Origin of the sequence: Streptomyces sp. NPDC050564 (assembly GCF_044457265.1) — a bacterium.
In the GTDB taxonomy this organism is placed as follows: Bacteria; Actinomycetota; Actinomycetes; order Streptomycetales; family Streptomycetaceae; genus Streptomyces.
Map to the genome: position 1 here is coordinate 245,032 of NZ_JBITGS010000001.1, position 25,734 is coordinate 270,765.

The 25,734-nt window shown below is 71.5% G+C and carries 23 protein-coding genes; 11 read left to right on the top strand and 12 right to left on the bottom strand.

Going from position 1 to position 25,734, the window contains the following annotated elements; all coding sequences use genetic code 11:
• Positions 1-197: 197 nt before the first annotated feature.
• On the bottom strand, positions 198-1,439 hold the full coding sequence (locus tag ACIBK0_RS01135; protein WP_399074259.1) for a PucR family transcriptional regulator: 1,242 nt from the start codon (positions 1,437-1,439) through the stop codon (positions 198-200).
• Positions 1,440-1,441: 2 nt separating this feature from the next.
• Positions 1,442-1,594, bottom strand: a complete 153-nt coding sequence (locus ACIBK0_RS01140) for a hypothetical protein (protein ID WP_362024606.1) — start codon at positions 1,592-1,594, stop codon at positions 1,442-1,444.
• Between the two features lie 325 nt (positions 1,595-1,919).
• Between ACIBK0_RS01140 and ACIBK0_RS01145 the strand changes: the two genes are divergently transcribed.
• From ACIBK0_RS01145 to ACIBK0_RS01190, 10 genes are all read left to right on the top strand, one after another.
• Positions 1,920-2,897 carry a DUF3068 domain-containing protein gene (locus ACIBK0_RS01145; RefSeq protein ID WP_399074261.1) on the top strand — a complete coding sequence of 326 codons (978 nt, stop codon included), beginning with the start codon at positions 1,920-1,922 and terminating at the stop codon, positions 2,895-2,897.
• Between the two features lie 460 nt (positions 2,898-3,357).
• Complete coding sequence (locus ACIBK0_RS01150) at positions 3,358-4,509, top strand: glycosyltransferase family 4 protein (RefSeq protein ID WP_399074263.1); 1,152 nt, start codon at positions 3,358-3,360, stop codon at positions 4,507-4,509.
• Positions 4,506-5,264 carry a class I SAM-dependent methyltransferase gene (locus ACIBK0_RS01155; RefSeq protein ID WP_399074265.1) on the top strand — a complete coding sequence of 253 codons (759 nt, stop codon included), beginning with the start codon at positions 4,506-4,508 and terminating at the stop codon, positions 5,262-5,264. Before ACIBK0_RS01150 ends, ACIBK0_RS01155 begins: the two co-directional genes overlap by 4 nt.
• Entirely contained in the window at positions 5,261-9,778 is a 4,518-nt protein-coding gene (locus ACIBK0_RS01160) for an alpha-(1->3)-arabinofuranosyltransferase family protein (RefSeq protein WP_399075094.1), read from the top strand. The genes ACIBK0_RS01155 and ACIBK0_RS01160 overlap by 4 nt, the downstream gene beginning before the upstream one ends.
• Positions 9,775-11,349 carry a condensation protein gene (locus ACIBK0_RS01165; protein ID WP_399074267.1) on the top strand — a complete coding sequence of 525 codons (1,575 nt, stop codon included), beginning with the start codon at positions 9,775-9,777 and terminating at the stop codon, positions 11,347-11,349. Before ACIBK0_RS01160 ends, ACIBK0_RS01165 begins: the two co-directional genes overlap by 4 nt.
• Positions 11,346-12,080: a class I SAM-dependent methyltransferase gene (locus ACIBK0_RS01170; protein WP_399074269.1), complete on the top strand. Its 735-nt coding sequence runs from the start codon at positions 11,346-11,348 to the stop codon at positions 12,078-12,080. Before ACIBK0_RS01165 ends, ACIBK0_RS01170 begins: the two co-directional genes overlap by 4 nt.
• A 15-nt stretch (positions 12,081-12,095) precedes the next feature.
• Positions 12,096-13,001: a hypothetical protein gene (locus tag ACIBK0_RS01175; RefSeq protein WP_399075096.1), complete on the top strand. Its 906-nt coding sequence runs from the start codon at positions 12,096-12,098 to the stop codon at positions 12,999-13,001.
• Complete coding sequence (locus ACIBK0_RS01180) at positions 12,998-13,225, top strand: Trm112 family protein (protein ID WP_189185273.1); 228 nt, start codon at positions 12,998-13,000, stop codon at positions 13,223-13,225. The genes ACIBK0_RS01175 and ACIBK0_RS01180 overlap by 4 nt, the downstream gene beginning before the upstream one ends.
• Positions 13,222-14,127, top strand: a complete 906-nt coding sequence (locus ACIBK0_RS01185) for an FkbM family methyltransferase (RefSeq protein ID WP_399074271.1) — start codon at positions 13,222-13,224, stop codon at positions 14,125-14,127. The genes ACIBK0_RS01180 and ACIBK0_RS01185 overlap by 4 nt, the downstream gene beginning before the upstream one ends.
• Positions 14,033-14,638 (top strand): hypothetical protein, encoded by a 606-nt coding sequence (locus ACIBK0_RS01190; protein WP_399074273.1) that lies wholly within the window; start codon positions 14,033-14,035, stop codon positions 14,636-14,638. The genes ACIBK0_RS01185 and ACIBK0_RS01190 overlap by 95 nt, the downstream gene beginning before the upstream one ends.
• Here ACIBK0_RS01190 and ACIBK0_RS01195 read toward each other — a convergent pair.
• A complete protein-coding gene (locus tag ACIBK0_RS01195; protein WP_399074275.1) occupies positions 14,619-15,494 on the bottom strand; it encodes a RimK family alpha-L-glutamate ligase in 876 nt (291 codons plus the stop codon). The two genes, ACIBK0_RS01190 and ACIBK0_RS01195, sit on opposite strands and share 20 nt — an antisense overlap.
• A gap of 152 nt (positions 15,495-15,646) precedes the next feature.
• Here ACIBK0_RS01195 and ACIBK0_RS01200 point away from each other — a divergent pair, with 152 nt between their 5' ends.
• Positions 15,647-16,708, top strand: a complete 1,062-nt coding sequence (locus tag ACIBK0_RS01200; protein ID WP_399074277.1) for a MerR family transcriptional regulator — start codon at positions 15,647-15,649, stop codon at positions 16,706-16,708.
• Here ACIBK0_RS01200 and ACIBK0_RS01205 read toward each other — a convergent pair.
• The 9 genes from ACIBK0_RS01205 to ACIBK0_RS01245 all read right to left on the bottom strand — a co-directional run bounded on the left by ACIBK0_RS01205 (position 16,705) and on the right by ACIBK0_RS01245 (position 25,733).
• Positions 16,705-17,307 carry a hypothetical protein gene (locus ACIBK0_RS01205; RefSeq protein ID WP_399074279.1) on the bottom strand — a complete coding sequence of 201 codons (603 nt, stop codon included), beginning with the start codon at positions 17,305-17,307 and terminating at the stop codon, positions 16,705-16,707. The genes ACIBK0_RS01200 and ACIBK0_RS01205 overlap by 4 nt on opposite strands.
• Complete coding sequence (locus ACIBK0_RS01210) at positions 17,304-17,951, bottom strand: RNA polymerase sigma factor (protein WP_399074281.1); 648 nt, start codon at positions 17,949-17,951, stop codon at positions 17,304-17,306. The genes ACIBK0_RS01205 and ACIBK0_RS01210 overlap by 4 nt, the downstream gene beginning before the upstream one ends.
• A 141-nt stretch (positions 17,952-18,092) precedes the next feature.
• Complete coding sequence (locus ACIBK0_RS01215) at positions 18,093-19,526, bottom strand: NAD(P)/FAD-dependent oxidoreductase (protein ID WP_399074283.1); 1,434 nt, start codon at positions 19,524-19,526, stop codon at positions 18,093-18,095.
• Positions 19,523-20,740, bottom strand: coding sequence for an MAB_1171c family putative transporter (locus ACIBK0_RS01220; RefSeq protein WP_399074285.1), 1,218 nt, complete (start codon positions 20,738-20,740; stop codon positions 19,523-19,525). Before ACIBK0_RS01220 ends, ACIBK0_RS01215 begins: the two co-directional genes overlap by 4 nt.
• A gap of 6 nt (positions 20,741-20,746) precedes the next feature.
• Complete coding sequence (locus ACIBK0_RS01225) at positions 20,747-21,349, bottom strand: toxin-antitoxin system, toxin component family protein (RefSeq protein ID WP_399074287.1); 603 nt, start codon at positions 21,347-21,349, stop codon at positions 20,747-20,749.
• Positions 21,346-21,954 (bottom strand): helix-turn-helix domain-containing protein, encoded by a 609-nt coding sequence (locus tag ACIBK0_RS01230; RefSeq protein ID WP_399074289.1) that lies wholly within the window; start codon positions 21,952-21,954, stop codon positions 21,346-21,348. The genes ACIBK0_RS01225 and ACIBK0_RS01230 overlap by 4 nt, the downstream gene beginning before the upstream one ends.
• A 192-nt stretch (positions 21,955-22,146) precedes the next feature.
• Complete coding sequence (locus tag ACIBK0_RS01235) at positions 22,147-22,674, bottom strand: GNAT family N-acetyltransferase (protein ID WP_399074291.1); 528 nt, start codon at positions 22,672-22,674, stop codon at positions 22,147-22,149.
• Positions 22,675-22,862: 188 nt separating this feature from the next.
• Positions 22,863-24,077 carry a hypothetical protein gene (locus tag ACIBK0_RS01240; protein WP_399074293.1) on the bottom strand — a complete coding sequence of 405 codons (1,215 nt, stop codon included), beginning with the start codon at positions 24,075-24,077 and terminating at the stop codon, positions 22,863-22,865.
• Between the two features lie 216 nt (positions 24,078-24,293).
• Positions 24,294-25,733, bottom strand: a complete 1,440-nt coding sequence (locus ACIBK0_RS01245) for a PLP-dependent aminotransferase family protein (RefSeq protein WP_399074295.1) — start codon at positions 25,731-25,733, stop codon at positions 24,294-24,296.
• Position 25,734: the final 1 nt, after the last annotated feature.

Consider the following 25,734-nt stretch of genomic DNA (forward strand, 5'->3'; position numbering starts at 1 on the left):
GAGACGGGTGGGCGGGCGGAAAACCGACGGGAGGGGAGCGCCGGGTGCCTGGTGAGCGGGGGTGCACTCGCCCAGGGCCCGGCGCGAGGGCAGCTCCCGGTGCCCGAGGGACCGGGTGGACTCGGACAAGCCCGGCGCGAGGGCAGCTCGGGGTGCCCGAGGGACGGGGGTGGACTCGGGCAGGCCCCGACGGGAGGTCAGCGCCGCGAGCGGGGGTCTCCCAGCTCGCCCCGGAGGCGCTGCGCCCGCAGCACCAGCTCCAGCTCGAAGCGCCGGTCGGGGTCGTCGACCTCGTCGCCCCACAGCTCCCGTATCTGCCGGAGGCGGTAGCGGACGGTCTGGGGGTGCACCCCCAGACGTGCGGCGACCTCCGGGGCGCCACCCCGCGTCTCCAGCCACGCCAGCAACGTCTCCGCGAGCCGCCGCCCGTGCGTGGGCCCGCAGTGGGCCAGCGGCGCGAGACAGCGCAACGCGAGATCGTCGATCAGCTCCTCGGGCTGGAGCAGGACCAGGGCCTCGGTGTGCTCCGTGCAGTGCAGAACCTCACCGGCGGGAAGCAGCCCCCGCTCCATGAGCCGTACCGCCGCCTCGGCCCAGCGCAACGACTTCGCCGCGTCGGCCAGCGGCACCGGCGGCCCGATCGCCCCGGCCCACCCGGTCAGCGCCCGGTGCAGCAGCTCAGGGCGCCCGGCCGCGTCCGGCTCGGGCACGACCATGCGGGGCTGCTCGTACTCCATGTCGAGCAGGACGCTCTGTCCGACGGCGGGCGCGACGGCTTCCCGGGCCGGCCGCAGCAGCACCCCGACGGCGACCCGGTCGGGCAGCGGCCAGCCGATCCGGGCGGCGCGTTCGACGAGCGCCTCGGCGGGGTCGCTCCGGTGGTGCTCGGAGAGCAGTAACTCCATCAGGCGTCGCTGAAGGCGCAGCCGCTCCCCGGCCTGTCGCGCCGCGGCTTCGGCGTAACCCCGTACGGACTGATCCACCAGGCCGTCCAGGTACTCGTATCCGGCGTCGACGAGCTCGTACATCGCCGGGGGCGGGATGTCGACCCGCTGCCCGATCTCGGCGAACCGCCGCCAGGCGAGCCGCACCCCGAGCCGGTAGATCGCCTGCAGCGAGTCGAGGCTGCGGCCGTGCAACCCCTCGCCCCGGCCGAACTCCTGGAACACCTCGGGGTGGACGCGCGGACGACCCTCCGCCGTCTCCAGATGCTGCACGAAGACCTCGATCGCGCGGCGTATGCCGACCAGGGCCATCGGCTCTCCGGAGTCGTCGAGGACGACCGGCAGATGCGGGTACTCGCGGCGGATCTCGCGCAGGATCTCCTCGGCGAGCGCGGGCGCCTCGGCCATGGCGATCGCCGCGAACTGCCGCACCTGGACGCGGGGAACGTCGTGCCAGGCCGAGTGCAGTGCCACGGTTCCCGGACGAGCGGTCACGGTCAACGCTCCTGACCGGCATTCTCATAGGTGATCAGCGGCGTGTTCGGCTGGTCCGGCGTCGCGTCGAGCAGCGCGACGACACCGAGCGCGGCGCCCACGGCGAGTGCGGCGGCGGCCGCGACGGTCAGTGCGGCGGCGAGCAGTCTGGACATCGCAGGGTCAGCCTCTCTGTCGGAGGTCGTCCCCACCCTGGCACTCCGCGCGGCCGTGGTCATGCGGCTGCGCGGCCCCTGCCCGTTCCCGTTCACCGGTCGTGTCCGGTGGCTGTCCACCGGCGCCGACCCATGACGGTTCACCGGTCCCGTCCGGCAAGTCCACAGTCTCGACAATGCATTGACACCCCGTCAAGGGTGCGCCTACGGTTCCCGGCCCATACCGCACGTGCACTTTCCCTCCTGGTGTCGACGCATCCGTATCACCTCGTACCACCCGATATCACCCGTGCGTCGAGCCTCCTCACGCCCCTGGAGTGCCCGGATGCGTCGCAGAGTCTCACCCGTCTCCCTGATCCTTCTCGGCCTCGGCACCTTCCTGCTCGTGCTGGCCCCGATGCTCGCGTGGTACGTGGAACCGCGGGCCGCCGTGAACCCGATCGACATCGACACCACCGCCGTCTACACCGGCACCGGTAGCGTCTTCGACGTCGACAAGGTCGCGACCGTGTCCGACCAGAAGATCACCGTCACCCAGCAGGTACGCGGCGACGTCGCCGACAGCGAGCGCAGCGGAAAGGCCGTCTGGGACGTGACGACCACGGTCGACACGGACAAGTCGCTGCCGGCCGCCGACCCGCACGACGCCCTGGAGTTCATGCCGGGCCGCTGGGTCACCAACCGGAAGACCAACACTCCGGCGCACTGCTGCCAGGAGAAGCCGTACTTCGAGGGCGAGGCCTACCTCAAGTTCCCCTTCGACGTGCAAAAACGCGCGTACCGCTGGTGGGACAACTCGCTCGGCGCGACGGTCACCCTGAACTACCGGGGCACCAAGAAGATCCGCGGGTACGAGGGCTACCGGTTCACCGGGTCCGTGCCCGCCACCAGGACCGGGACCCGTCTGGTGCCGGGCGCGATCGTCGGGGAACCGAAGCGCAGCCAGGTGCTCGCCGAGGAGTGGTACGCCAACCATCTGATCGAGCTCGTCGCCGACCAGCGCACGGGCCGGGTGATCTACGCACAGGTCGGCCCGCGCAGGACGCTGCGCGCCCCGGGCGCCAAGAAGGACGTGACGGTACTCCTGGACAGCCGGAAGCTGGCCTTCACAGCCGCGACGCAGAAGGACCAGGTGGACCAGGCGAAGACCGAGAGCGGGCAACTGCGCATGGTGGGACAGACGTTGCCGATCGGTGCCGGTGTGCTCGGTTTCGTCCTGGCCGCGGTGGGGGTCGTTCTGGTGGTACGCGGGCGGCCGGATCCCGATACGTCCGAGTCGTCCCAGCCTACGCTCACGATGTGATGTGCCGTCAGCTCCACAAAGCCCGGAAATTGTCACCTCGGTGAGTAGCCGCATCGAACCGCTGGGCGAAAACTGTCCAACCCCACCCGAGCACAGCCCGCCCACATCCCCGTCACGGCGAATGCCCAAAAACCCCACAGCTGGGCAGATTCTCAGCCCCGTCCCGTCGAAAGAGCAGAGAAGCGCCGTCCGACGAAAGACCGCACAAGCGCAGCCCGACCGAGAGACCGGAGAGGCGCCGCCTCACCGCAAGACCGCAGACGCGCCACCCCACCGCAAGACCGGAGAAGCGCCGCCTCACCGCAAGACCGCAGACGCGCCACCGCAAGACCGCAGACGCGCCACCCCACAGGCAAGAGACCCGCGCGAAACGCCACCCATCGACCGACCGGTGCAGAGATCCGCACCGCGCCCTACCCCCCACGCTGAGTTCCGCACCCTGAGACGAGTTGGAGCACCCATGCCCCAGCACGTGCCTTCCTCGCTGCGCGCCGCGCTCCCCCGCCCCGCGCAGCACCCCCCGGCGCTCCCCCCACAGCCGCGCCGTATCGTTTTTCTCGCCCGCCGTGATCTCGGCAACCCGGCGGCGGGCGGCTCCGAACTGCTCGTCGACCGTCTGGCCGAAGGGCTGACCGAGCTCGGTCACCAGGTCACCCTGCTGTGCGGCGGCCCCGCGGCCTACCGCGACTACCGGGTCGTCTCGGCGGGTGGCGACCTCGGCCACTTTCTGCGCGCCCGCCCCGCGTTGCACCGCCAGGTCGGTGACTGCGACCTCCTGGTCGAGGTGTGCAACGGACTGCCCTACCTGGCGCCGCTGTGGCACCACGGCCCCACCCTGTGTCTGGTCAACCACGTCCACACGGACCTGTGGAAGATGCGGTTCGGCGGACCGCTGGCACCTGCCGCCCGGCTCGGCCGAAGACTCGAACACTGGGCGCTGGCCGGCGCGCAGCGCCGCAATCTGCTGGTCGCCGTCTCTCCGTCGACGGCACACGCCCTGCGCGCGATCGGGGTCGAGCGGGACCGCATCCGGGTCGTGCACAACGGGGTCGAGGAGCCGGGGCCGCGGGCCTCGCGCTCGCCGGAGCCGCTGTTCGTGGCGATGGGGCGGCTCGTCGAGTACAAGCGGATCGATCTGCTGCTGCGGCTGTGGGAGCGGGTCCGCCCGGTCACCGGCGGCCGGCTGGTGATCGTGGGAGACGGTCCCGAGCGCGAGCGCCTGGAGCAACTCGCGGGCCCCGGAGTCGAGTTCACCGGCCATGTCTCCGAAGCCGAGAAGCACCGTCTGCTGTGCGCCGCCTGGCTGCTGCTGCACCCGTCCGCCGTCGAGGGCTGGGGCCTGGTCGTCACAGAGGCGGCCGCGCGCGAGACCCCGGCGATCGCCTTCGACGTACCCGGACTGCGCGACTCCGTCGTGGACGGCGAGACGGGTCTGCTGGCCCGCGGCGAGTCCTCCTTCGCGGCCGCCTGGTGCACACTCGCCCTGTCCACCCACCGCCGCACCCTCATGGGCAAGGCCGCCCGCGACCGCGCGGCCCGATACCGCTGGAACCACACGGTCCGCCAGTTCAGAGCGGTGGCCGCGGAGGCGGTGAGGGGCTGGACGCCGTGAGGGCCCCCGGTGAGGGTGCGGGTACCGGCCTCAAGGACCCCTCCATACGCCGCTCTCTCGCCCTCTTCCGTGCCTTCCTGCACGAGCAGGACGACCCCGGGTCCTGCTACTCGCTGCTCGCCCGGGACGCCGCCGACCAGGTCGAGACGTACGGCGGCGCCGTCGAGGGCCGTACCGTCGTGGACGTCGGCGGCGGCAGCGGCTACTTCACCCAGGAGTTCCGGCGGCGCGGAGCCAACGCGTATCTCTTCGAGCCGGACGTAAGGGAGTTGGGGCCGAAGCCACCCGACTCGACGGTCGTCGCGGACGGGTATCTGCTGCCGCTGGCGGACGGGGTGGCCGACGTCTGCTTCTCCTCCAACGTCCTGGAGCACGTGGCCGATCCGCAGACGTTCCTGAGCGAAATGGTGCGCGTGACCCGCCCGGACGGGCTGATCTACGTCTCGTTCACCAACTGGCTGTCCCCCTGGGGCGGTCACGAGTGGGCGCCCTGGCACTACCTCGGCGCCGAGCGGGCGCGGGCCCGCTACCGGCGCCGTACCGGTAAGGCCGCCAAGCACACCCTCGGCGAGAACCTCTTCGCCGTGCACATCGGCACCACCCTGCGGCAGGTGCGCGCCCGCGACGACGTCACGGTCGTCGCGGCGCGCTCCCGCTACTGGCCGTTCCTCGCCTCCGCTGTCACCAAGACACCGGTGCTGCGCGAGTTCGCCACTTGGAACCTCCTCCTCATCCTCCGGCGGTGTCCACCATGACGAGCACGGTCCAGGCTCCTCCTCCAGCAGCCGTCCGCCCCGCCGCGACCGCCTCAGGACCCCCCGAGGGGCCGCGCTCGCGGCGGTGGCTGCTGGGTTTCTGGGCCGTGGTGTTCGTGCTGTTCCTGGCCGTGCACCCCGGGCGGACGACCTTCGACACCAAGCTCGGTGTCGCGCTCGACCCCTGGCAGTTCCTCTCCGATCTGGGCCAGTTGTGGCACGACCGGGGCGGCTTCGGCGGCATCCAGGACCAGTACGTCGGCTACGTCTGGCCGATGCTGCCGTTCTACGGCCTGTGCAAGCTGATCCATCTGCCGGTGTGGCTGGCGGAGCGGCTGTGGCTGTCGATCGTGGTCTCCGTCGCCTTCTGGGGCGCACTGCGACTGGCCGAGCGGCTGCGGGTCGGGAGCGGTTCCGCACGACTGCTCGCCGCCGTCGCGTACGCGCTGTGGCCGGTCTTCACCGTCGTCGTCGGCTCCACCTCGGCCGCAGCGCTGCCCGGTGCTTTCCTCCCCTGGGTCCTGCTGCCGCTCACCGACGAGCGCTACAGTGCCCGCATCGCGGCCCTGCGCTCGGCGCTGATCGTCCCCTTCATGGGCGGTGTGAACGCGGCCGCGACCCTGGCATCCCTGCTCCCGGTCGGGCTGTATCTGCTCTCCCGCCCGCGCGGGCCCCGGCAGCGCAAACTGATCGGCTGGTGGGTGCCGGGCGTGATCCTGGCGACGGCCTGGTGGTGGATCGCCCTGCTGATGCTCGGCATCTATGGCGAGAACTTCCTTCCCTACGTGGAGACTTCGCAGACCACCACCGCCACGATGTCGGCCACCGAGTCGTTGCGCGGCGCCGGTAACTGGGTGGCGTATCTGCACTTCGGCGAGGCCTGGCTGCCCGCCGGCTGGACCGTCGCGTCCTCGGTCGTCGTGATCGTCTGTTCGTCGCTGGCGGCCGGGCTGGGTCTCGCGGGCCTGGCGAGACGGGACATGCCCGAGCGCCGCTGGCTCGTGCTGACCGTGCTGTCGGTCGCGCTCATCACCCTGGCCGGGTACGGCGGTTCGTTCGGCGCACCCTTCCACGGCGTGGTCCAGGACTGGCTGAACGGCGGGCTCGTCCCCTTCCGCAACATCTACAAGTTCCAGACGGGGCTCGCGCTCGCCCTCGTCCTCGGCCTCGCGCATCTGGTCGGTGTCGCCTCCGAGACGCGCGGCGCCCGTCCGGTACGCGGCCGTCGATTCGCGCCCCTCGTGGCGGCCGTGCTGATACTGCCGGGGCTCGCCTGGCCGTATCTCAACGGGTCGATCCTGCAACCGGGTTCCTTCCAGGAACTCCCCAAGTACTGGCAGACCACGGCCGACTGGCTGAAGAAGTACTCCCCCGACTCCCGCGCCCTCGTCGTCCCCGCCACCGCGCACGGCATCTACACCTGGGGCTCCCCCATCGACGAGCCTCTCGACGTGCTCGCCGACTCCCGCTGGGCGGAACGTGACTACGTCCCGTTCGGCACCGCGGGCAACCGGCGCGCCATGGACGCGGTCGAGCAGTCGCTGATGACGGGTGGCGAGGTCCCGGGCCTGGCCGACTACTTGAGCCGGGCCGGCCTCTACTACGTCGTCGTGCGCAACGACCTGGACCCCGATCAGCTCGGTTACGTCCCGACGGCGACCGTGAAGCGGACCCTGGAGCAGTCCGGGTACCAGCGGGTCACCGGCTTCGGGCCGGTCATGACCGGCGGGCGGATCGCGAACGACACCCCCTTGCAGGTCGAGGGCCTGTATCCGCGCCAGCGCGCCGTCGAGATCTACGAGCCGACCGACAAGGACGTGGCGAGGCCCGGACAGGCCGGGCTGAAGCCGATCGCGGACACGGCCGTCGTGTCCGGCGGCCCCGAGTCGCTCCTCCCGCTGGCCGCCGACCCGTCGATGCGGGGCCGCGCCGCCGTGCTGACCGGCGACAACCATCCGGGCCTGGGCACCTCCGAGGTACAGGTGGTGGGCGACGGCCTGCGCCGCGCCGACACCCGGTTCGGCCTGGTCAACTCCAACACCTCATACACGTACACGCGCGACCAGCGCAACGACAGCGACAGCGTGCAGGACCCCGGCAGGAAGCCGCACCAGATCCTGCCGACGAAAGGCATCGGGCACCAGACGGTGGCGGAGCTGCGCGGCGCCCGCTCGGTGACGGCGTCGTCGACCGGCAACTGGCTCTTCCACCTCCCGCAGTACGACCCCGTGAACGCCTTCGACGGCAACCCCGACACGGCGTGGGCCGAGGGCGCGGCGGGCTCGGTGAACGGTCAGTGGCTGCGGATCCGCTTCGAGGGGTCCGTGGACGTGCCGTCGTCGTTCAAGGTGACTCCGCTGCCGCAGGACGGGGTGCGGTCGGCGGCGACGCGGGTGCGGGTCGAGACGGAGAAGGGCTCCGTCACCAGCTACCTGCAGCCCAACGGCATGGCCCAGTCGATCAAGGCCCGCCCAGGGTCGACGAGTTGGCTGAAGATCACGATCGTCGACTCCACCGAGCGGCACGCCGGTCTCACCGGTGCCGGCTTCTCCGAGATCGACCTTCCGGATGTCCAGGTGACGCGCCTGCTGCGGCTTCCGACGGACGCCTCCGGCTCGGACGCCTCCTCCGAGATCGTCTCCCTGCACCGCACCGCCGACCCCACCGGGCTCTCCCCGACGGGCACCGAGGCGGGCCTGCACCGCAGCTTCTCGACCTCGACGGCGGGGACGTACGCGATGAAGGCGAGCGCCGTCCCGGTCCCGGGCGAGGACCTCGACAAGCTGCTGTACGAGGTCGCGCCCGAGCAGCAGAGCCGGATCACCGCGACGGCGGACTCGACGGCGAAGCTGGGCGCCGGCCTGTCCGCGCGCAACCTCACGGACGGCGACCTGACGACGGCGTGGATCGCGGGCGACAACCCGACGATCCATCTGAGCTGGCCCGACAAACAGCCGGTCTCGTCCATCGTGCTGGCCCCGGCGGGCGGCCTGTCGACCCGTCCGACGAAGGTGAACATCAGTTCCCCGGACGGGGCGGCGATCGTCGGGGTCGACGAGAACGGCTGGGCCCGCTTCGACCCCATCACCACCGACCACCTCGACATCACCATCACCGAGACCGCGCCCCTGACCGTCCACAACCCGGTCGCCGACGACGACCTGCAACTGCCGGTCGGACTGACGGAGGCCTACATCCCGGGCCTCGACCAGTACCGCACCCCGCAGCCGTCCGGCGCCCGGAAGTTCTCGCTCCCCTGCGGGAAGGGTCCGGTCGTCGCGGTCGACGGGAAGCTGTACGGGACGAGCGCGACGGGGACGGTACGGGACCTGGTGGAGCGCCGGGCCATTGATGCGACGCTCTGCCAGGAAGGGCGCACGGACACCGCCCTGGAGCTCACCGACGGCTCGCACCGCGTCGAGGCGGGCGACGCCGGCCCGCTGGCCCTCACGGATGTGACGCTGACCCGCGGGACCGTGGCGGACGCGACCACCGCCGGACGCGATCTGAAGATACGTGACTGGCTGGGCGACCGCCGCGAGGTGTCGGTCGGCTCGGGCGCGGCCTCGTACCTGACGACGTACGAGAACTACAACGACGGCTGGAAGGCCACGCTGGGCGGCAAGGAACTCACGCCGGTACGGCTCGACAGCTGGCAGCAGGGCTGGCGGATCCCGTCCGGCGCGGGCGGCACGGTCAAGCTGTCGTACGAGCCGTCGACGACGTACGAGGCCGGGCTGATCGGCGGCGGGGTGGCCGTGGCCGCCCTCGCGGGCCTCGTCCTGTGGCGCCGCCGCTCGCCCAACCCCGATGAGCCCCAGCCGGTGCCGCCGCTGCCCGGGCTGTGGCCGGGCCTGGTCGCGCTGACCCTGGTCGGCGTCGTGATCGCGGGCTTCTTCGCCCTGCTGGTCCCGGCGCTGGCTCTGCTCGCCCGGCGGCGGCACGCCCTGCTCGTACCGATCGCGTTCCTGGCGCTCGCCGGGGCGGGGATCGCCGCCGCGACGGGGGCGGGTTCGCCGGTGTCGGCGGACGAGGGAGCGTTCGGGCCCGCGGCCCAACTGCTGGCGCTGATCGGCTTGTTCGCCGCTCTGGTGAGCGTACGGGAGCCGGACTCCGGGGCGGCGGTCTCGCGGTGGGAGGCACCACCGGGTTCCTCGGAGGCACCCACGGCAACGCTGCCGCGACGGGTGCGGGGGGAGAGCGGCGGGCCGGGAGTCCTGCCCGGTGCGCTGCCCGGAGGCTTCGAGGAGAAGCCTGGCGTGGGGGCCGAGCCGGCCGGGGGAAGGCCCGGCGCGGGGGCCAAGTCGGCCGGGGAGAAGCCCGACGCGTCCGAGGCCGAGGCCGGGGCACCGGTCGCCTCCGGCCCGACCGTCTCCGCCCGCGGCCCCGGATCGGCCCAGCCCGAGCCGGAGCCCCCGACCGCGCGCCTCACGTTCCGCAAGCCGAGGTTCAGGGCGACACCACCCGAGGAACCCGGCATCCAGGAGGACACGGGGAGGGGGGAGGCCACGTGACAGCGGTGGAGCACCCGGCACGGGACGGCACGGACGGGCCGATCCGGCCCCCCGTCCGCGTCCCGTTCCCGGTGGTGGACGAGGTCGCCCGGCACTGCCTCCAGGAGGAGGAACCGGAGACGGTCCACATCGAGGTCCATCTGCCGGGCCGCCTCGACCCGGACCGGCTGAGGACGGCGTTCACACAGGCGCTCCGCCGCCACCCCCGCATCCTGATGCGCGAGGCCCCGGGCCCTTGGTACCGCCGCCGCTACGAGTGGGAGCTGACGCCGGGGCCGGACGTGGAGGTGGTGTCGTTCACCTCCGCCGACTCCGACGCACTCCGGAATGCCCGGACCAGGGCCCTGTTGGAGGCCCCGCCCCTGTCCCTGTCCCCACCGATACGCCTGGAGGTGGTCGAGGGGGCGGGCCGGGCGGTGGGCAGCGAGGCGACAGACGCGGTGGGCGAAGCCACCGTGGGCCGGCGCGCCGATTCAGCCACGGGCCCGCAGGCCGCCAGGAGCGGCCCTCCACGCTCGGCGGCACCCGGAGCGGGCACCGCCGCAACCGACCCAGCTGTGGCCCTGCGTGCCGCTGGGGGCGGCGCCCGTCCCGAAGAGACCGGCACCCCGCAAGGCGCGGGCTCGCCGTCCCGCCCCGGCGCCGGTCCCACCCCCGGTCACCCGGCCCCCAAGGGCACAGTCCTCTTCCTCACCATCAACCACACCGCCCTGGACGGTCCCGCCTGCCTCCGCATCCTGGCCACCGCAGCCGAGCTGTACGGAGGCAAGGACAACACCCCCGCCGCGCCCCCGGTGCGTACCCCCGACGCGACGGACACCCCCCAGGTGGACACCCCCTCCACCTGGACCCCACCCGCCAGGGTCGCCCCCGGCGCCCCCGAGCCCTCCCCCGGCAACGGCTTGCTCGTCACCGAGCTGAACGTCCCGCGCCGCCCCAAGAGCTCCCCCTACACGGTGAACGACCAGCTCATGGCCACCACGGCCCTGATGCTCGCCCACTGGAACAGGGAACACGGCGCCCGCCCCCGCCCCCTGCGCATCACGATGCCGGTCGACGACCGCCCCCGCGACGCTGACATGCCGATCGGCAACGGAACGCGGCTCGTGGAAGTCACCTTCACCCCCGAGGAGGTGGACGCGCACAGGATGAGCGAACTGCTGCGCCGCACGGCCCACCGCACGCGCGCACTGAAGTCCCTCGACCGCCCCCAACTCGGCCACGGCGCTGCTCTGTTGACCGCCCCCGTGGTCCCTGTGGCGTGGCGCGCGGCCGTCACCCGAGGCTTGCGCAGAGCGGCCGGCCCCTGGACCTCGACCACGCTGCTGAGCAACATCGGCCGCATCCCGTACCCCCTGGACTTCGGCGAGGCGGCGGGCCGCGCCCACGCGGTGTGGTTCTCGGCCCCCGCCCGCATGCCCCGCGGTCTGACCGTCACGACCGCGTCCTCCGCGGGCCGCCTGCACCTCGCCCTGCGCTGGTCCCGGACCCTGCTCAGCCACGGTGACGGCGCCCACCTGCGCGACCTCTTCGAGCACTATCTGCACGCGACGGAGGGGGACACCCCATGACCACGACAGCGCCCGCACGGCGCGGACTTCGCGAGTTCTACGAGGACCCCGCCGTTCCCGTCGCCTCCGGCACCCCGCGCAGCCTGCGCCAGGCCCGCATGCTGGCCGCCGCGCTGGGCCCGGCCACGGCGGGCGCGAAGACCGTCATGGACATCGGCTGCGGCGACGGCACCGCGGCCGCGACGGCCGCCCCCCTCCTCGCCGGCCACCGCCTGATCGGCGTCGACTGGTCGCAGGACGCCCTCAGACGTGCCCACGCCCATGTGCCGTACGCGATCCGTGGCGAACTCAGCGACGGCGGGCTGCCGTTCAGGACGGCATCGGCCGACGCGGTACTCTTCAGCGAGGTCGTCGAACACCTCGTGGACCCGGACGGCGCGCTCGACGAGATCCGCCGAGTCCTGTGCCCCGGCGGCCACTTGATGCTCTCCACCCCGAACCTGGCCGCCTGGTACAACCGAGCCCTGCTGCTCGCCGGCGTCCAGCCCGTCTTCTCGGAGGTGAGCCTGCGCGCCATCCACGGCCGCCCGGGAAGCGAGGTCGTGGGCCATCTGCGGCTCTACACGGCCCGGGCGCTGCGGGAGTTCGTGACCGCGTCGGGCTTCGACGTCGTACGCCTGGCGGGTGCGCCCTTCCATGGCGTACCGCGCCCGCTGCGCCCCCTGGACCGGCTGGCCTGCGCCGCGCCGTCCCTGTCCTCCATCCTGCTCCTGCACGCGCGAAGGACGTAGCCCATGTGGTGGGGAGTGGCCGCCGCCCTGCTGGCGAACGTCCTGTACAGCACGGGATTCGTCCTGGAGAAACGCGCGTTGGCGGCCCTGCCCGAGGTGGACATCCGCCGTCCCGCCAGGCTGCTGCGACTGGTCCTCGGCAGCCCCCTGTGGATCGGCGGCTCGCTGGCCCTCGCCGCGGGCTTCGGCGCCCAGCTCGCCGTCTACCGCACCCTTCCGATCGCCGCGGCCCAGGGCATCTTCGTCTCCGGGCTCGTCCTGCTCGTGCTGCTCTCCTCCCGGCTGCTCGGCGAGGAGACGACCGGTCGCGAGCGGTACGCGCTCGGCGCGATCCTCGCCGCCCTGCTGATGGTCGTGCTGTCCCTGCGCGAGGGCACGGACACGGTGAGCCGCAGCGCCCCGGTGCCGCTGATCCTCACCGTCTGTCTGCCGTCGCTCTCGCTGGGCGTGTGGCTGTACGGAGCCGCCGAGCGCCGCTCCAGGCACCGGCACCGCATGCCGACCACGGGTGTCGAGTACGGCGTGGCGGTGGGCCTGTTGTACGGCGTGAGCTCGCTCGCCATCAAGGGCGTGTCGAGCTACTTGACGACGAGCGACCTGGGCGGAGCGGTGGTCGGCCTCCTCCGCTCCCCGTACCCCTATCTCCTTGTCTTCACGGGCGCGTTCGGCCTGGTCATGTCGCAGGCGGCGCTGCAGCGCTGCCGGGCCTCGCTGATCGTGCCCGTCTGCACGACGGTGACCTGTCTGTTCACGGCGGTGCTCGGCACGCTCGCGTTCGGCGAGGCGCTGCCGCACGAACCGGTGCGGCTCGCCCTGCGCCTCGCGGGCACCGCGCTCGCGGTGTCGGTCCTGCTCGCCATGCCCAAGCACGATGAAGCACCCCAACCCCCCATCGGTGCCAAGGAGTTGACACCCCCATGAACCCCGACGACCCGCTGCTGAAGATCCTGGCCTGCCCGCTCGACAAGGGCCCGCTGCATCTGCTCGTCCCGGATGAGGCCCTGACCTCCGAGGAGGCCCTCTACAACCCACGGCTGCACCGCCGTTACCCGATCGTCGACGGCATCCCCCAGCTGCTGCCGTCCTCCGGGGAGCAGGTCACGGAGGACGAGCACGAGGAGCTCCTCAAACGGATGGCCCCATGACAGACCCCAGGACCGCTCGTGTGAAAAAGACCCTGGCCGCCCGCCTCGCCCCCTTCCTCCCCACCCGTCTGGTCGCCGCCACCGCCCGGCTCGTCTACCCGCGCTTCGAACCCGAACTGGCCCGGCTCGCCGACCTCTGCCCGGCCGGCTGCGGCACGGCGGTGGACGTGGGCGGCTGGTACGGCCCCTGGACCCGCCGCCTCGCCGGCCGAGCCCGCCGCGTGGTGACCGTCGAACCGATCCCGCATCTGGCCGGACTCCTCTCCGCCGTCAGCCCCGGGAACGTGCGCGTCATCCGCGCGGCAGCCTCCGACCACCGGGGCACGGCCCACCTGTGGCTGCCGCCGGACGACGCGGGCGACCGAGGTGTGTCCTCCCTCGTCCGCAGGGACATCCACGCCCGCGCACTGAAGGTTCCCTGTCTGACCCTCGACAGCCTGGACCTGCGTGACGTCGGCTTCATCAAGATCGACGTGGACGGCAACGAGCCGGCGGTGCTGCGCGGCGCGCAGGCCCTGCTCACCCGCGACCGCCCGGCCCTGTTCATCGAACTGGAGTCCCGTATCCAGCCGATCACCCCGGTCGTCGAATACCTCGCCGAGCAGGGCTACGCCGGCTGGGTGCTTCCCGGCGCGACCTGGCTGCCTCTGGCCGCCTTCCCTCTGGAGGCCCACCAGGCGCAGACGTCACACGTCGTCTCGCAGGGCCTGCTACGTCGGGTGCTCTCGCCGCACGGCCCCCGTTACGTCAACTCGGTCTTGTTCCTGCCCGACGGGCGCCGACCGGGCGAGGCCCGCGTACGCGACCATGGACCTCATGCCGGCCAAACGCCCCACCACCCCCTTCACCCCTCTCGACTTCCAGCTGGTCCTGCTGCGCCGCATGGCCGACCACAACCCTGACCTCGTCGAGGACGCCCGCCACGAGCTGGGCGTTTCCATCGCCGACATGCGAGAGGCCAACCGCCGCTGGCAGGCGATGCTGCACGCCCCGCGTTCGCGGGCGGCCGCCTCCCGCTACCTATCGATCCTCGGCGTCCCGGAGTCGGTCACTCCCCGCCACATCGGCGACCTCGCCTGCGAGGCGCTTCTGTGGCCCGTCCCCCTCTGGCCCGCCCTCCGCTTCGAGGTCCTCGTCGCACCCAACGGGATGGCCTGGAACGAGTGGCTGGTGCGGGCCCCCGGCGCGCCCGGCCCGGTGCTGGAAACCCTGGACGACCTCACCCCCTGGTCCTGCACGGTCGACGAGGCCGCCCGCGCCTTCGCCCCCGCCCGCCCCCTGGAGGGCACGGCCCCGACGCGCTGGGGTCTGGCCTTCACGGCGCCGGACGCGTCGGGCGTACGACGGGAATGCGCGGCGGAGTTCACCTGGGGGCTGCTGCAACGGGTGGGCGTCAAAGGGCAGCAGCCTTGAGGATCGCCTCCACGACGGCGGGCAGCGACTTTGGGTGCAGCCAGAGGAAGAGATTCGGCTCGACCAGCTCCAGCTCCATCACCCGGGGCCGGCCGTCGTCGCCGTCGACGAGGTCGACGCGGGCGTAGAGCAGGGCGTCCGAGCCGTCCGGCACCGCGGCCAACGCTCGCTCCGCCACGGCCAGTTCGGCGGGCGTCGGCTCCCAGGCCTCCAGCCGCGGATGGGGAACCTTGTCCCCGTCGAACGGCGTGCCCGGCTCCAGCACGGCACCCTTCCGGCTGGCGTGCAGCAGCCGCCCGCCGAAGAACTGCAACGCCCGCTCACCACGGACGTCGATGTTCTTCACGTACGGCTGCACCATCGCGGTCAGCCCCTCGGCGTGCATCCGCGCGAGCTGCCGTACGGCCGTCTCCAGCTCCCCGGGCGTGTAACGGGCGGCGTACCGGGCCCCCGCACCGGCGGTGGGCTTCACGACGAAATCCTGGTCCTCGGGCAGCTCGACGGGGTCCCCAGGCGCGAGATACCGGGTCGGCACGACCGGGACTCCCGCCGCCGCCAGGTCCCCGACATACCGCTTGTCGGTGTTCCACCGCACGACTCCGGCCGGATTGGCGAGCCGCGTGAGCCCCCCGCACCGCTCGGCCCACGCCACGAACTCCGCCACCCGCCAGCTGTAGTCCCAGGTCGACCGGATCACGGCGAGGTCGAACCCCGCCCAGTCGACCTCGGGGTCGTCCCAGTAGGCGATGACCGCCTCGGCTCCGGCGTCCTCCAGGGCCGCCCTCAGCACGGGCAGATCCCGGTCCGCGCCGGGCTCCTCGCCCGGGTTGTAGCTGACGAGCGCGACACGGGCCACTGCGGTCTCCCTCTTCGGAGCACATCTCGGGACGATCCCGCCGCAGGGTAACAACCACCCGTGCAACCGCGGCAACCCATTTGACCTTCACCTTTGGTGAAGCCGCAGCATCGGTGGCGGAACGAGGAACGACCGGACCACGGGGTGGGCGCATGGACATGCTGACGATCGGGGCCTTCGCGAAGGCGTGCCGGCTGTCGCCGAAGGCGCTGCGGCTGTACGACGAGCTGGAGCTGCTGCGGCCCGCCCGGGTCGACCCGGAGACCGGGTACCGGTACTACGCGGTCGGGCAGCTGGAGCAGGCACGCCTGGTGGCGTGGCTGCGGCGGCTCGGGATGCCGCTCGCCCGGATCCGGCGGGTGTGCGCCATGGCGCCGGGGCCGGCCGCGCGGGAGATCCGCGCGTACTGGGCCCAGGTCGAGGCCGAAACGGTCGCCCGCCGGGACCTGGCGGCGTTCCTCGTGGACCATCTCTCGCCGTCCCCCAGGAAGGACACCAGCATGCTGGAGCTCCGTTACTCCGCTCTCTCCGACACCGGTCTGGTCCGCACCGCCAATCAGGACACCGCCTACGCGGGCACCCGAGTCCTCGCAGTGGCCGACGGCTTCGGGCCGGGCGGGGCGCCCGCCAGTACGGCGGCGGTGGAGGCCCTCAAGTTCCTGGACGACGAGCCGCTCCCGGCCGGAAGTGTGCTCAATCTCCTTGAGGACGCCGTCCAGGGCGCCACCCAGGCCGTCCAGGACATCGCCTCCGACGGGGAGGACGCCGGCACCACCCTCACCGCGATGGTGTGGACCGGCTCCCAGCTCGCGCTGGTCCACATCGGGGACTCGCGCGCGTATCTGCTGCGCGACGGGGAGCTGTTCCGGATCACCCACGATCACACCGTGGTCCAGTCGATGATCGACGAGGGCAGTCTCACACCGGCGGAGGCGACCACCCATCCCCAACGCTCCCTGCTCCTGAAGGCGTTGGGGAGCGGCTCGGCCGCCCCCGTCCCCGATCTGCGGCTGCACGACGCCCGGCCGGGCGACCGCTACCTGCTCTGCTCGGACGGCCTCTCCGGTGTCGTACCGGATGAGTGGATAGCGCGGATTCTCACCTCAAGTGCCGTACCCGAGGAGGCCGTTAGGACCCTCGTCGACGCGGCGAACGACTCCGGTGGGCCGGACAACGTGAGTTGTGTGGTCGCGGATGTGGAATCCGTCGGCTAGTCGTCCGGTATGGCGAGCTTCACCGGAACGCAGGGCTTGACCTCACCCTTGGCCGCGTAGGCGTTGACCCTGTGCGGCTGGGGGTTGCCCCTGAGGTTGTCGAAGACCAGCACGTTGCCCGGGCGCAGGGTGATCTCACGGTTCCACTGCAAGGTGAGGACGGGCACACGGTCTCCCTGCTTGTTGATCCCCCAGAGCACCGGGTCGTGCTCGCAGATGTAGCCGGGGGCGAGGACGTTCACAGTCACCTGGATGCCGTTCGGGCGCAGTTGCCTCGCGAGTTCGCGCTGGGCGTCGACGTCGATGTCCTGGTCCTTGACGGTGAGCGTGACGCTGCCGTCGCCGTGGCGCTCCACCGCGTACGCCTTCGAGGCGGCCGGCGAGCCGGGCACGACCACCGCGGCGAGCCCGGCCACCGCACAGGCCGCCGCGGCGACGGCGATCCGGCGCGGAGTGAACAGACGGCGCACGGAAGCGTTCGCCTTGCCCCCCGTTGCGACCTCAGCCGACCCGGTCTCGCACACCCCGGCCTCGCGCAGCTCGATCTCCCTCTTCAGCTCGTCCAGCAGTCGGTCCTCGAACGTCGTCCTCGTGCTCATGCCTCTCCCCCTATGACGTACAACCGTGCTGCGTCCGGCGTCTCCGCTCCCGCGGAACTCGCCTGTGCGGCGGTGGGGTCCGTCTCCGCGGCCTTGGAGTCCGCCTCCCCCCGCAGGGCCTTGCGCGCCCGGTGCAGTCGGACCCGGGCCGTGACCTGGCGGATGCCCAGCGCGGCCGCTGCCTCCGGGACCGTGAGCTGGTCCACCGCGATCAGCTCCATGACGGCCCGCTCGCCCTCGGGAAGCCTCGCGAGCGCGGCCAGCACGCGCCGCCCCGGGCTCTCCGCGTCGAGCCTGTCCTCCAGGCGGACGATGTCGTCGACCTCCAGTAACCGCCGCCCGGAGATGCGCAGATCGCGTTCGGCATCCCGGGCGACCCGGCGGCGCTCCGACGACACGACGTTGCGCGCGATTCCGTACAGCCAGGCCGTCTCGCTTCCGAGACGCGGCCGGTAGGAGCGGGCCGAGTCGAGGACGGCGAGGAAGATCTCGGCGGTCAGGTCGGCCGCGGTGTGCGGGTCGTCGACACGCCGGGCCACGAAACGCATGACCGCGTCCACATGGCGTCGGTAGAACTCTTCGAAAAGCTGTGGGTCATGTGCCGCCGCGGCGGGTCCACCCCGTATCCGTTCCGCGCCATCCACAGGCGTCTCCTTCTTGTCGGAGGCTCCCAGGGCCGCCTCGTCGGAGGTCCCCGGAGTTCCTCAAGGCACTTCACCTGTTCTTGGACCGAGGCGCGGAAAGCGTTACAGCGGTGAACCCGATGAACCCGACCGCCTCCCGGGTCAGTTGGAGCGGGCGTCCGCCGCCTTCCACTCCTCGTCCGTGAGCGGCGGCCCGGTGAGCTGCGGCTTGAGCGGGCCGACCACGGCGGCGAGGAGCACGCCGGGGGAGAGGAGCACCTGCGCGCCGCGCTCCAGGGAGGACACGTCGGTGAAGCGGCGCGCGACACGGCCGTTGCCGGTGGCGGTGTACAGGAGCCGGTCGACGTACGCGGCCAGGATCCTGTCTCTGAGCGTGGGACCGGTCTCTGTCGCGCCCGGGAAGAAGACGTCCTGGCCGGTGGCGAGGTCCCAGGCCGCGTTGACCGGGCGGCCCACCGCCTTCTGCAGGGCGCGGGCCAGCCGGGGCGTGCCCCAGCCCCGGCGGCGGATCACCTCGCGCAGGGCGACGGCGCTCTGGGCCGCGACCGACATGCCGTGACCGTAGATGGGGTTGTACGCGGCGAGCGCGTCGCCGATGACGAGGAAGCCGTCGGGCCACTGGCGTGAACGCTCGTAGTAGTAGCGGCGGTTCGCGGTGGTACGGGTGAACGCCACGCCGGTCAGCGGCTCGGCGCCCGCGATGAACTCGCCGATGACGGGGTGCCGTAGCTCCTCGAAGGCGAACCGCTCGAAGTCGCCCTCCTCGGCGGAGGGTTCGCCGCCCCGGGTGCCCGACAGGGTGACCATCCACCGCCCGCCCTCGATGGGCAGCAGGACACCCGCCCTGCCAGGGCGCCCCTCGCGCGGGGCCGGCTGCACGTTGAGGACGGGGAAGCCGTGCCGTGCGTGCTCCGGGGCGCGGAACACCCGACTGGCGTACGCCAGACCGGAGTTGACCTGCCGTATCTCCGGTTCGGGAAGGCCGAGGGCGGCCAGCCACTCCGGTGCGCGGGAAGCACGTCCGGTGGCGTCGACGACCAGGTCGGCGGGGAACGTGCGTTCCGCGTCGTCGCGGCTGCGGACACGCACTCCGGTGACGGCGGTCGCGGTGCCTTCCAGTCCGAGCGCCTCGGCGCGCTCGACGAGCTCGATGCGGTCGTCGTCGAGGATCTGCGCGCGGACCGTCGCGTCGAGGAGGTCACGGCTGCACAGGATCATGTGGTGGGACTCGTTCCAGCGGCGGAACCAGCCCTGGGACGACAGCGCGACCATGTCCGTCGGGACCGGCAGCCGGTGTGCGCCTGCTTCCGCGAGCAGTCGGGGCACTCCCGGGACGAGTTCCTCCATCGCCTTCGCGCCGCCGGACCACAGCAGGTGGGCGTGCTGGGCCTGCGGCAGGTTCTTGCGGCGCTCGGGCCCATCGGGCAGGACGTCACGCTCGACGACGGTGACGACGTCCGCGAACTCGACCAGGGCGCGGGCCGCGAGCAGTCCGGCGAGGCTGCCGCCGAGGACGACGGCGGACCTCAGGGGGCGATCGCTCGGGCGACGGTCGCTCGTGGGGCTGGCACTCATGGGGCGGGCACGCTCTCTGCCGCGGCGGCCGCGCGCTCGCGGACCGTCCTGATGTCGTCGGTGTGGCGGAGGGCCCGGGACACGGCCTCGATCCCCTCCAGCAGGTCTTCGATGTCCGGGCTGCCGAGAGGGGCGTCGGCGTCGTCCTTCCGGGCACGTCGTTTGGCCTCGACGGCGTCCTGGATCGCCACGACCTGGGCGAGCGGCCTCGCCCGCCCGGGCTCGCGCCCCAGGCCGGCCGCGGCGTCGTACGCCCGCCGCTCCAGGTCCTCGTCGATGTACCGGGCGAGGTGGAGCAGCGCGTCCCGGATGAACGTCTCGCGGCGCGTCAGGCGCAGTTCGGGGGTGGCCCGCAGTTTGAAGGGGACGCGTCCGCCGGTGACGGTGCGGGTCAGCAGGTACAGGGGCCGCAGGCGCCAGTGGCTGAGCCGGGTGCGCGCACGGCGGTGCAGGTACTGACCGGCGTGCGGAAGGATGAACCCCACCGCGATCAGGATGGCGGCGAGACAGGCGACGGGCGGCGACAGGGCCGTGCTCAGCCAGTCCAGGTCGTGGCCGGTCCACCGGGCGACCACCGCCGTGATCTTCGAGGCGTCGTAGATCAGGTTCATCGCGTAGCCGATGCCGAGGAACTTCAGGCCGCTGCGCAGCCACATGTCGAGGCCGTCGGTGCGGATCCAGTTCCGGATCAGCCGGTAGGTGATGAGGCAGGCCACGGTGTGCGCGAGCAGATAGAGCACGATCTCTTCGCGCATGAAGGCGGTGGTGGCGTAGTACGTGTCGAGGTCCCGCACCCGCTCGACAGGTGCGTCGGCGAGTGCGAACAGCACCCACAGCGTGACGATCACACCCGAGTAGACGCTCACCACCCATCTTGTGGCGCGGCGGGTCGTCCGCGAGCGGTCGGAGATGCCGTTGCGCCAGGCGGTGATCAGCAGCAGACAGGATCCGCAGAACGCGGTGATCAGGCTGTAGACCAGCGGTGCCGAGATGTTCGGTACGCCGGTGACGCGGTTGGTCCAGGCGATGGTGGGCGGCGCCGCGAAGACGAAGACGCCGCAGGCGAGGACGAGCAGACCGCCCACCGCTCTGAGCAGCGGGTCCTTCCAGAGCTTGATGATGCTGGGCAGTTTGATCGCCAAGGCGGCGGTCAGGACCGCCGCCGGTATCCAGAAGGAGATGTACAGGCCGTCGAAGAAGCGGGAAGGATTCATCGCCGGTCAGTCCTGGGGTCCGCGATAGCCCAGGGATGCCTGGATGGCCCTGCCCACCGGGTCGACGGGGCCTTGGGTACGGGGGCCGGTCACCCAGGAGCGGAAGACGCTGGCGAGATGCAGGCCGAAGTCCTCGGCCTCGGCCTCGTCGGCTTCGTGGGATCCGTTGCGGGCGGCGACGGTGAGGGCGATCTCCTGCCAGTCGGGGTTCTCGGAGAGGGCGCGTGCGGCGGCGGCCGCGCCGTCCACGTGATGGTCGCGGTGTCCTTCCCTCATGTGCCACAACTCATGACCCAGGATGACGAGTTGCTGCACGGTCTCGGCACGCTCCTCGATGATGACGAGGTCGAAGTCGTGAAACTCCATCCACAGCCCCGTGACCTCGATCTCGTCGGGAAAGCGCTCGAAGCGCAGCTGGACGGGACGGCCGTCACGCCGCCTGCTCATCTCCTCGCACAGGGCGTCCGCCAACTCCCGTATGTCGATGGGGGTGTCGATCCTCTTCCGCAGTACCCGGCTGAGCTCCACCGCGAGGGCGCGCATCTCGGAGTCGGCCCTGGGTGCACGCAGCGCCGCCGCGAGCCCACGAATCCTGCCGACCAGCTTCATCGTTCCGCCTCCTCGCCGCCCAGCAGGCCTTCGAGCATCAGCACGAGCGCCTCCTGCTTGCGCGGCGTGAGCCGCCTGCCCCGCAGCGCGAGCGTCACGACCCCGTGCTTGATCGTGAACTTGAGCAGCGGGCCGCCCTCCGCGCCGCCTTCGAGTTCCTGGAGGGTGCGCTGAAGGGCTTCGTTCAGGGCGACGACGGCCGGGTCGGTGAAGAACTTGGTGCCCTGGTCGATGTGGAAGAACTCCGCGAGCCGGGTGAGGTCCGGCACGTTCGGCATCTTGTCGCCGTTGAGGAGGGACCGCGCCCATTTCTCGCTGATCCCCAGCCGGGCGGCGACCTCCCGGCACACATCGGCGGGCCTCCTCCCGCTCTCGGCGAGATACGCCTCGTACAGCGCGCGCACCCGCTCCCGGACCCGGTCGTCCACCTTGTCCTCGCGCGGCGCCTCGCCGTCGAGCAGGGCCCGGATGTCCGTCTCGGGGACGGCGGTCCGCCCCGACAGGGCGCGTGTGTCGAGGACTTCGCCTCGGTTCAGACGCTTCTCGGCGATCTGCGTGTCGAGGCGTGCGAGTGTCTCGGGAAGAGGCGGCGGGGACTCACTCACCAAGGGGCTCCCGGCAGTTGACTCATAAAATTGTCGCGGTGGCCGAGACTACGTGGCCGGGTCGGCCCGCGCCACGGTTTCCGAACGATCGTTCCCGCTTCAAGAACGATCGTTGCCAGCAGATATGCGCCCGCGTCTGGAGGCAGCCCGCATTGCACGGGCGGGGAGGGCTCGGCCGGCGGTCGCGTGGAGTCAGGGCTTCAGGAGTCCGCCCACCCACCAGTCGTGCGGTCGGCCGTTGACCATGCTGCGATTGCGGAGGGTTCCCTCCAGCGTGAAGCCGAGCTTCTCGGCGAGTGCGCGGGAGGCTGCGTTCCCGACCATCGCCCACCACTCGATTCGATGCGCATGGAGCGCGGTGAAGCCCCAGTCGCACAGCGTCCGCGCGGCCTCTGCGGAGTACCCGTGGCCGCGCTGCTCTTTGGCTGCCCAGTAACCGAGTTCGTAGACACCCCGGTCACGTTTGGTCAGACAGAAGGAACCAACCAGCCCGCCGTTGTCCGTGCGGAAGGCGCCGAGGATGTGGTCGCTGTCCGTGGCCCAGCCCTTGGGAGCGGTCTCTTCGACGTATCTCTCGGCGTCCTCACGCCGGAACGGTGTGGGCGCCGGCGTGTAGTACTGGATGTCCACATCCTGGCAGGCCGCGTACACCGCGTCCGCGTCGGCGGGAGTGAAGGGCCGTAACAGCAGGCGGGCGGTCGCGAAAGTCACCGGATCCATGGCGGCAGTATCGCCAGGGCCCCTATGGACGGCCAACAGTTTTCTTCACCGGTCAGCCTTCAGGCTCGCCGCGCCCACCAGGTCAGGCGGGGCTGTCAGCGGTCTTCGATACGGGGACGCACACACGGCTCCGGAGGGCCTTCAGATCACAGGCGTGTGTGCAGGTCCGGAGTCTGCGCCGGGTGGGGTCACTCTCCGCCACTGTTTACCTGTTGGTGACTTCGGGTGATGAGCCACGTTCCACCGACTATCAGCAGCGCGAAGAGCGCCAGGCCTGCACCCTGTGCGGCCAGCAGCCACAAGCGGTCGGTGAGGGGAAGTTTGCCGGTCAGGGTGACTTGGAGGGATCCGACAGCGAACGCGATCGCGGCGGTGAAGACGGCTACGACCTCGACGGCGCGCACGGAGGAAGTGTGCAGGGAGCGTTCCAACTGGACGTTGGCTGCAGCCTGTTGCTCCCAGCGGCGCTGATGCTCCGCGTCCCGTACAGCTCGCAGCCGTCCCTCCTGAATGGCGTCCCGTTTGGTCAGGTACTGGTCCTGCAGGACGCTGAGACTGGCGGTGGGGCTCGCCGCGAGCAGGGCGAGGGCGGTATCGATGCTCGCCAGTGCCTCATCGTGCCGACCGCACATGTGCAACCCCGTGGCCAGCCGGGCGTGAAACATATGGTCGCCCGGATACGTCTCCACCGCCTCCTCCGCATGGCTGCGCAGTAGCTCCCCCTGCTCCTCGAAGGGGGTAGCGAACGCCAGCCCGTTGAGGCAGATGTCCACGGTGTGGCGAGTTCGCTCGGACGAAGACCAAGCCTGTTCCAACAACTCGGCGGCGTACGCGACGGTCAGCGCCCGACTGCCGAATGCGGCAAACGACCGAAGAGCCAGGAACACGGGCGCCTGACGAAGCGAGTTGGCGGCCAGGGACACGGGCGAAGACACGAGGAACGCGTGCAGCTCGTCAAAGCAGAAGTTCGCCCGCAATTTCCCTGCATGGAAGAGGGCAAGAAAAAACGCGACGCGCTCCGCTTCGGTACCGGTGCCGGCCTCTCCCACTGCCCCCGCGATCTGGTCCACCGACTCCACGCTCCCCCGGTTGAGGAACCCGTTGCCGAGGCCCCACTGTTCGGCGACGGCACCCCAACTCCCGTCCCCCACGTGGTCCGACATCCATCGAGCGCACTCAAGAGCCGTACGGGCCGTCGGCCGCTCCAGGAACCGCTGACGCCAGTAGCGGTCCGCGCACATGAAATAGGGGTCGAGGCGGAGGTCGGCGGAACGCACCTCGAAGGAAGGCGGAGCCTCCGCCGCCAGCAGTTCCGCGGCCACCTCGTCGCAGATACGGTCGCGCGTTCTGGAATCAGCCGTACGAGCCTCGTCCAGCCGTGCCGTGACGGTAACCGTGTCCATGCGACCCTCGTCCTCCGCGATCCCGTCCCTGCGACAATGATCGCCTCGAACATACAGGCAGGAAGTGGGAGTTCAGGTTCGCGCTCGGGCCTGAGAGTTCCTGGCCCGACCTGGCTTGGATCTTCGTCCCGAAGCCACTCGGGTGCGGGCTCTGCCTTGGGCTGGTGTTCTTCAGACCTGTTGTGACGGTCCGTAGGCGTACGCGAGGCAACGTCTTCAAAGTCGCTGTAGCCCGGGGCAACGAGTACCCGGTCGCGTAGAAGAGCCCGCGAACACCGCGCACAGCGCGTCGAGGGCTGCCGGGTACGCGCGTTCGGACGGAGCCGCGAAGCCGATCAGCAGACCCCCGGGGCGGTCGGTGGGGTCGTGGTGGAGTTCGGTGAGTCCGCGCAGGGCCAGGCCCCGGTCGGCGCAGGTGGTCAGGAGGGCGGCCTCGGCGGGGCCTTCGGGCGGCAGGGTGACCAACGTGTGCAGGCCCGCCGGGACGCCGTGGGCCGTGACGGCGGGGAACGCGGACAGGCGGTCGATGAGCAGCTCCCGGCGTCTGCGGTAGCGCAGCCGGGCGGCGCGGATGTGACGGTCGTACGCGTGCGTGGCGATGAAGTCGGCCAGGACCATCTGGCCCAGCGTCTCGGTGTACAGGTCGTCCGCCTCCTTGGCCCGGACCATCGGGGTCACCAGGTCCGGTGGCAGGACGGTCCAGGCCAGGCGGAGGGCGGGTCCGAGCGTCTTGGACGTCGTACCGCAGTAGACGACCTGGTCCGGCGCCAGGCTCTGGAGCGCGCCGACGGGGCGGCGGTCGTAGCGGAACTCGCCGTCGTAGTCGTCCTCGACGATGAGCCCGCCGGTGGCGCGTGCCCAGGCGCACACCGCCTGGCGACGGCTCGGGTGCAGCGGCACGCCGGTCGGGTAGTGGTGCGACGGGGTCAGGAAGACCGCGTAGGTGCGGGCGGTCAGGGTCCCGGTGTCCGCGCCGTGCGCGTCCACCGGCAGCCCGTACGTGGTGAAGCCCGCGCGGCGAACAGTGTCACGGTAGAAGTCGTGGCCGGGGTCTTCCAGGGCGGCGACATCGCGACCTTCGGCCAGTAGCACCCGGCACAGCAGCTGGACCGTCTGGTAGTAGCCGGAGGTGATCACGATCCGGTCGGGGGTGGTGAGCACCCCGCGGGTGCGGCCGAGATAGTCGGTGAGCGCGGTCCGCAGTTCGATACGGCCCTGGGGATCGCCGGGGCCGAACGCCTCGGGTCGGGCCCGGTCCAGGACGCGGCGCGTGGCGGCGAGCCAGCCGCGGGCGGGGAACGCGCTGACGTCGGGGCGGCCCGGCCGCAGGTCGTGGCGTACGTGACCGTTCGGCGGGATGTCCTGCGGGGGTTCGGGCCGTCTCGCGTGCGACACGTCGGCGACGCGGGTCGCGGCCCCCGGCCGGGTGGTCACGTACCCCTGCTCGGCCAGTTGGTCGTACGCGGCGCTGACGGTTCCGCGCGACAGGCCCAGCTCCTGGGCGAGCCCCCGCGTCGAGGGCAACGGCGTCCCCGCCGTCAGCCGTCCGGCACGAATCGCCTCGCGAAGCGCCGCCTCGAGGCGAGCACGGTGACCGCCCTCCCCTGCGAGGTCGAGGTGCAGGTCGAGCCGCGAACTGGACCAGTTTTCGGGCATG

Bases quoted from the DNA above. Each gene is read 5' to 3' on its own strand.
- ACIBK0_RS01245 (WP_399074295.1), bottom strand. From the start codon at position 25,733: ATGCCCGAAAACTGGTCCAGTTCGCGGCTCGACCTGCACCTCGACCTC.
- ACIBK0_RS01170 (WP_399074269.1), top strand. From the start codon at position 11,346: ATGACCACGACAGCGCCCGCACGGCGCGGACTTCGCGAGTTCTACGAG.
- ACIBK0_RS01180 (WP_189185273.1), top strand. From the start codon at position 12,998: ATGAACCCCGACGACCCGCTGCTGAAGATCCTGGCCTGCCCGCTCGAC.
- ACIBK0_RS01150 (WP_399074263.1), top strand. From the start codon at position 3,358: ATGCCCCAGCACGTGCCTTCCTCGCTGCGCGCCGCGCTCCCCCGCCCC.
- ACIBK0_RS01235 (WP_399074291.1), bottom strand. From the start codon at position 22,674: ATGGATCCGGTGACTTTCGCGACCGCCCGCCTGCTGTTACGGCCCTTC.
- ACIBK0_RS01160 (WP_399075094.1), top strand. From the start codon at position 5,261: ATGACGAGCACGGTCCAGGCTCCTCCTCCAGCAGCCGTCCGCCCCGCC.
- ACIBK0_RS01140 (WP_362024606.1), bottom strand. From the start codon at position 1,594: ATGTCCAGACTGCTCGCCGCCGCACTGACCGTCGCGGCCGCCGCCGCA.
- ACIBK0_RS01200 (WP_399074277.1), top strand. From the start codon at position 15,647: ATGGACATGCTGACGATCGGGGCCTTCGCGAAGGCGTGCCGGCTGTCG.
- ACIBK0_RS01225 (WP_399074287.1), bottom strand. From the start codon at position 21,349: ATGAAGCTGGTCGGCAGGATTCGTGGGCTCGCGGCGGCGCTGCGTGCA.
- ACIBK0_RS01240 (WP_399074293.1), bottom strand. From the start codon at position 24,077: ATGGACACGGTTACCGTCACGGCACGGCTGGACGAGGCTCGTACGGCT.
- ACIBK0_RS01215 (WP_399074283.1), bottom strand. From the start codon at position 19,526: ATGAGTGCCAGCCCCACGAGCGACCGTCGCCCGAGCGATCGCCCCCTG.
- ACIBK0_RS01220 (WP_399074285.1), bottom strand. From the start codon at position 20,740: ATGAATCCTTCCCGCTTCTTCGACGGCCTGTACATCTCCTTCTGGATA.
- ACIBK0_RS01185 (WP_399074271.1), top strand. From the start codon at position 13,222: ATGACAGACCCCAGGACCGCTCGTGTGAAAAAGACCCTGGCCGCCCGC.
- ACIBK0_RS01145 (WP_399074261.1), top strand. From the start codon at position 1,920: ATGCGTCGCAGAGTCTCACCCGTCTCCCTGATCCTTCTCGGCCTCGGC.
- ACIBK0_RS01205 (WP_399074279.1), bottom strand. From the start codon at position 17,307: ATGAGCACGAGGACGACGTTCGAGGACCGACTGCTGGACGAGCTGAAG.
- ACIBK0_RS01190 (WP_399074273.1), top strand. From the start codon at position 14,033: ATGGACCTCATGCCGGCCAAACGCCCCACCACCCCCTTCACCCCTCTC.